The sequence below is a fragment of the Wolbachia endosymbiont of Drosophila incompta genome (assembly GCF_001758565.1).
GTDB lineage: Bacteria > Pseudomonadota > Alphaproteobacteria > Rickettsiales > Anaplasmataceae > Wolbachia > Wolbachia pipientis.
The window spans coordinates 81038-85364 of sequence record NZ_CP011148.1 but is presented as its reverse complement, the minus strand read 5'-3'; the positions used below and the strand labels follow the sequence as shown (position 1 = coordinate 85364).

4 protein-coding genes, 1 tRNA gene and 1 pseudogene are annotated in these 4327 nt (G+C 35.2%); 4 read left to right on the top strand and 2 right to left on the bottom strand.

The genetic code is table 11. From position 1 onward, the window contains the following. Window positions 1-553, top strand: a 553-nt coding sequence (locus WG67_RS07950; protein ID WP_458694949.1) for a DNA-processing protein DprA, incomplete at its 5' end; no start/stop codon positions are given. A gap of 74 nt (window positions 554-627) precedes the next feature. Here the strand turns inward: WG67_RS07950 and WG67_RS00405 are convergent. Both WG67_RS00405 and WG67_RS00400 read right to left on the bottom strand, forming a co-directional pair. After that, window positions 628-1356 carry a triosephosphate isomerase gene (locus WG67_RS00405; RefSeq protein ID WP_070356731.1) on the bottom strand — a complete coding sequence of 243 codons (729 nt, stop codon included), beginning with the start codon at window positions 1354-1356 and terminating at the stop codon, window positions 628-630. A 24-nt stretch (window positions 1357-1380) separates the two neighbouring features. After that, a tRNA-Thr gene (locus WG67_RS00400) sits at window positions 1381-1453 on the bottom strand. Between the two features lie 78 nt (window positions 1454-1531). Between WG67_RS00400 and rsmA the strand changes: the two genes are divergently transcribed. The 3 genes and pseudogenes from rsmA to WG67_RS07945 form a co-directional block, all read left to right on the top strand. Next, window positions 1532-2344 carry a 16S rRNA (adenine(1518)-N(6)/adenine(1519)-N(6))-dimethyltransferase RsmA gene (gene rsmA / locus WG67_RS00395; protein ID WP_070357035.1) on the top strand — a complete coding sequence of 271 codons (813 nt, stop codon included), beginning with the start codon at window positions 1532-1534 and terminating at the stop codon, window positions 2342-2344. Window positions 2345-2460: 116 nt separating this feature from the next. Continuing rightward, the gene (guaB, locus tag WG67_RS00390) at window positions 2461-3954 is read left to right on the top strand and encodes an IMP dehydrogenase (protein WP_065095043.1); all 1494 of its coding nucleotides are present in this window, start codon (window positions 2461-2463) and stop codon (window positions 3952-3954) included. 63 nt (window positions 3955-4017) lie between these two features. Continuing rightward, window positions 4018-4327 (top strand): annotated as a pseudogene (locus WG67_RS07945) (transposase); the annotation flags it as partial.

Here is a 4327-nt window from a genome sequence, read left to right as displayed (position 1 = left end):
CAAAAAAATCACTGGGAACGGTGGGTTAGTAATTACTGAGCTTCCATTTGCTACTAAACCAAAGCCTCAGTATTTTCCTCAAAGGAATCGAATTATATCTGGCCTATCGCTAGGTGTTGCAGTGATTGAAGCATCGAAACGTTCTGGCTCTCTAATAACAGCAGATTTTGCTTTAAATCAAGGGAGAGAGGTGTTTGCAGTTTCTGGTTTCCCTTTAGATTCACGCTGTAGTGGTAGTAATTATTTAATTAAAAACGGTGCTAAGCTTATCGAATCCGCTGATGACATAATAGAGAGTATTAGGTTTAGTTTACCTCCGCAGCAAAAAAACCTATTTGATGTTGAGCACCATTTTGTTAACCAAAAACAAGAAAAATTACAACAGGCAAAATCTGTTATAGTTGATCATATTAACTCTGTACCTGTTGATATAGATGAACTTATATTAGCAAGCGGACTTTCTACCAACATAGCTCTAATGGCTCTTTTAGAACTAGAGTTGGAAAACAAAATAGAGCGTTCACCGGGGAATAAAATATCGTTAATTTTCTAGATTACTTTAGCTATACTAGATGCTCGTACAGACATATGCTTGACACTGAAATGATGCCATTTGTTATAGGATTCTTAGTTGCTGATTTTAGAATTGATAAGAGAAAACTTTTTTTCAACTTGTTGTATAATTTTATAAAAGTGATCGAAATCTAAGCTTGCACTGCCAATTAACACTCCTGATAAATTTGAGATACTGAGCAAATTTTCTATATTTTCTGAACTGACTGAACCACCATATATAATGTGTTTTTTACTAGTACACAATTTTATTACCTCTATCACCTTAGCAATTGCATCATTATTTGGCACATGACCTGTGCCTATTGCCCATATTGGCTCATATGCTACGGTATATTCACCGTGTGTTGGCAAACGGTTTTTGCATTGATATTCTATTATTTCTTTTGTTTTTTCATTCTTATAATCTTCTGAATTTTCACCCACACAGATAATTGGGTGTAAGCCTGATTCTATTGCTATTTCCGACTTAAGTTTTATTTCACTATCTTTTTCATTAGCCCTTTCAGAATGCCCAAGTATTACGTAAGTACACCCTAGTTCTTTTAACATTTCTGCACTAATTTCACCTGTGTAAGAACCGAACTTTTTATGATGGCAATTCTGTGCTCCTATATTAATATTATTGTTCAACTCTATACTGCTTGGAAATGACGTAAAAGGAGGGCAAATCACTAGCTTAGAGGTAATTTCGTTGCTCTTGTTGTTAAGTTTGCCTATAAAGTCAACAAATGAAGAACGCATTCCATTCATTTTCCAATTTGCTACTATTAAAAAGGACATCAACTTTACTTATATGGGCGAGAGTGCCGGCTGTCGGACTTGAACTGACAACCTACTGATTACAAGTCAGTTGCTCTACCAATTGAGCTAAGCCGGCGTTAAACACATTAATAATATACAATTATCAATGAATTTTCGTCAACTAATTTTTAAAATACTGTATAATGAAAATAATATGAAAAAATTTTTACTGAAGACAAAAAAGAGTCTAGGGCAAAATTTTATTTTATCGAGTGAGATAACAAAAAAAATCGTCGCTTTAGCTGGTAGTCTGGAAAATTTTAATGTCATTGAAATTGGTCCTGGATATGGTGCATTAACAAGAGAAATATTGGTGCATAATCCAAAGTCTCTACTTTCTATAGAAAAAGATAGAGATTTAGTAAAACACCATGACCAACTGCTAAATGAGCATCAAGGAAAGTATAGAATTATAGAAGCGGATGCACTGCATATTATAGAAGAAGAGCTGATAGAGCGCCCAGTTAAAGTTATTGCTAACTTGCCTTACAATATCTCGGTAGCGTTATTTTTAAAGTGGTTAGATAGTATAAAATTTTTTACGAGTTTGACATTAATGTTTCAAAAAGAGGTAGCAGATCGCATTACAGCAAGACCCAATTCTAAAGATTATGGTCCTCTATCAGTGCTAAGCCAGTTACTATGCGATATAAAAAAGGAATTTGATATTGAACCTAAAGAGTTTTTTCCAAGACCAAAAATACATTCTTCAGTAATTACAGTAAATCCTTTGCCTACCCCAAAGTTTGTAGTAAACTTGGAAACCTTAATAAAATTAACACGTGCTGTTTTTGCTCAAAGAAGAAAGATGCTGAGAAATAGCTTGCAAAATATAACGAACCACGCTGAAACTGTCCTTGAAAACGCTAAATTGAGTGGAAATGAACGTCCAGAAAACTTAACTATTGAGCAGTTCTGTTTGCTGGCAAATAATCTAGAATGCTTATTGTGCAATAAAATGTATTAGCAACTATATAGCTTTTCTATCTCCTAAAAACAGTTAGAGCTATACAATTAAAGGCTCCTAGCTAATTTTGCCTATTGCAATTTAATTAATTGGCGTATAAGCTTTAAATAAAGCCTATGAAAAAAATGGAAGCTTGTTATTCGTTTGACGATATACTTCTTTTGCCAGCCTATTCTAATATATTGCCTTGCGATGCAGATACAAAAACTTATTTAACAAATAGTATAGAACTAAATATCCCTCTCATATCCTCTGCAATGGATACTGTTACTGAATCGGGCTTTGCAATAGCTATTGCCCAACATGGAGGGATAGGTTGCATACATAAGAATTTATCAATAGATGAACAAGTTTTAGAAGTGAGAAGGGTGAAAAAATATGAAAGTTGGATCGTGTATAACCCAATTACGATTTCACCGGATAAAACAGTTGCGGAAGCAATTTCATTAATGAGAGAGCACAATTATTCTGGCATTCCTGTAGTCGATCAACGCAAGTTAGTTGGAATTTTAACTAACCGAGATGTGAGATTTATTGAAGACCAGAACATGAATGTAAAAGTTTCCGAAGTGATGACAAAAGATAAGTTAGTGACAGTGCGGGAGCAGGGAGTGAATAGTGCCTCAGCAATGAAATTGTTGCATGAAAATAGAATAGAAAAGCTTTTGGTCGTAGATGAAAATTCTTGTTGTATAGGTTTAATTACGGTTAAAGACATTGAAAAATACAATAGATACCCAAATTCATGTAAAGACAGTAAAGGGCGTCTCAGAGTTGCCGCTGCAATTGGCACTGGTAAAAAAGATGGTATAGACAGATGTGAAGCTTTGATCGGAGAAGAAGTTGATGTAGTTGTTGTGGATACTGCTCACGGTCATTCCGAAAACGTTATCAATACCATTAGGGAAATAAAAAAGATGTATCCTAATACGCAATTAATTGGCGGAAACATTGCAACAAAGGAGGCTGCTGAAGCGTTGATTGATGCGGGTGTTGATGCAGTGAAGGTTGGAATAGGACCAGGATCAATCTGTACAACCAGAATAGTTACAGGTGTTGGTGTGCCACAATTCTCTGCAATCAAGAATGTTGCAGAGGCGTGTAGAGCAAGAAACGTCAGACTAATTGCTGATGGTGGGGTAAAATACTCAGGAGATGTTGCAAAAGCTATTGCAGCTGGTGCTGACTCTGTGATGATTGGTTCGATTTTTGCTGGCACTGACGAAAGCCCAGGTGAGATTATTATGTATAAGGGCAGAGCATATAAAGGCTATCGAGGAATGGGATCTATTAGTGCAATGAAACGAGGTTCAGCTAGCCGTTATTTTCAAGATAAAGATTCAAAACTCAAATTAGTTCCACAAGGAGTGGAAGGAAGAGTTCCATTCAAAGGTCCAGCTTCAGGAGTAATCCATCAATTGATTGGCGGATTGCAAGCTGCAATGGGGTATACTGGTAATAGGAATATAGAAGAGATGAAAAAAAATTGTAAATTTGTTACTATTACTGCATCAGGATTAAGAGAGAGCCACGCTCATGATATAGTCATTACACAAGAAGCTCCAAATTATGCTTATCAAACGTCCAATTTGTCAACCGATTCGGAGTAGTCCAGAAAAAGTAGAGAGAAAGTTAAAACGTTTTTGGAGTAAAATAAAACGTTTTTTCAAAATATGACAAATAGAAGAGAATATACAGCAGAATTCAAATTAGAAGCTGTTAAGCTGGTTAAAGAAACAGGTCAAGCAAGTACAAAAATAGCAAAAGATCTAGGTATAGATGGTAGTATGTTAAGTAAGAAAATATGATGGAAAAATGTCTGGAGCATACGCATTTCCAGGCAAAGGCTCCTTATGACAAAGAAAGATTTGATCTAAAAAAAGAGCTAATAAGAGAAAGAGACATCTTAAAAAAAGCCCTGGGCAAAGAAAAAGAGTAAAGTATTCTTTTATATAGAAATTGCTATAAAACACAGGAACTATG

What these genes read in the sequence shown, in the direction of transcription:
- guaB (WP_065095043.1), top strand. Translation starts at nt 2,461, where the DNA reads ATGAAAAAAATGGAAGCTTGTTATTCGTTTGACGATATACTTCTTTTG.
- WG67_RS00405 (WP_070356731.1), bottom strand. Translation starts at nt 1,356, where the DNA reads ATGTCCTTTTTAATAGTAGCAAATTGGAAAATGAATGGAATGCGTTCT.
- rsmA (WP_070357035.1), top strand. Translation starts at nt 1,532, where the DNA reads ATGAAAAAATTTTTACTGAAGACAAAAAAGAGTCTAGGGCAAAATTTT.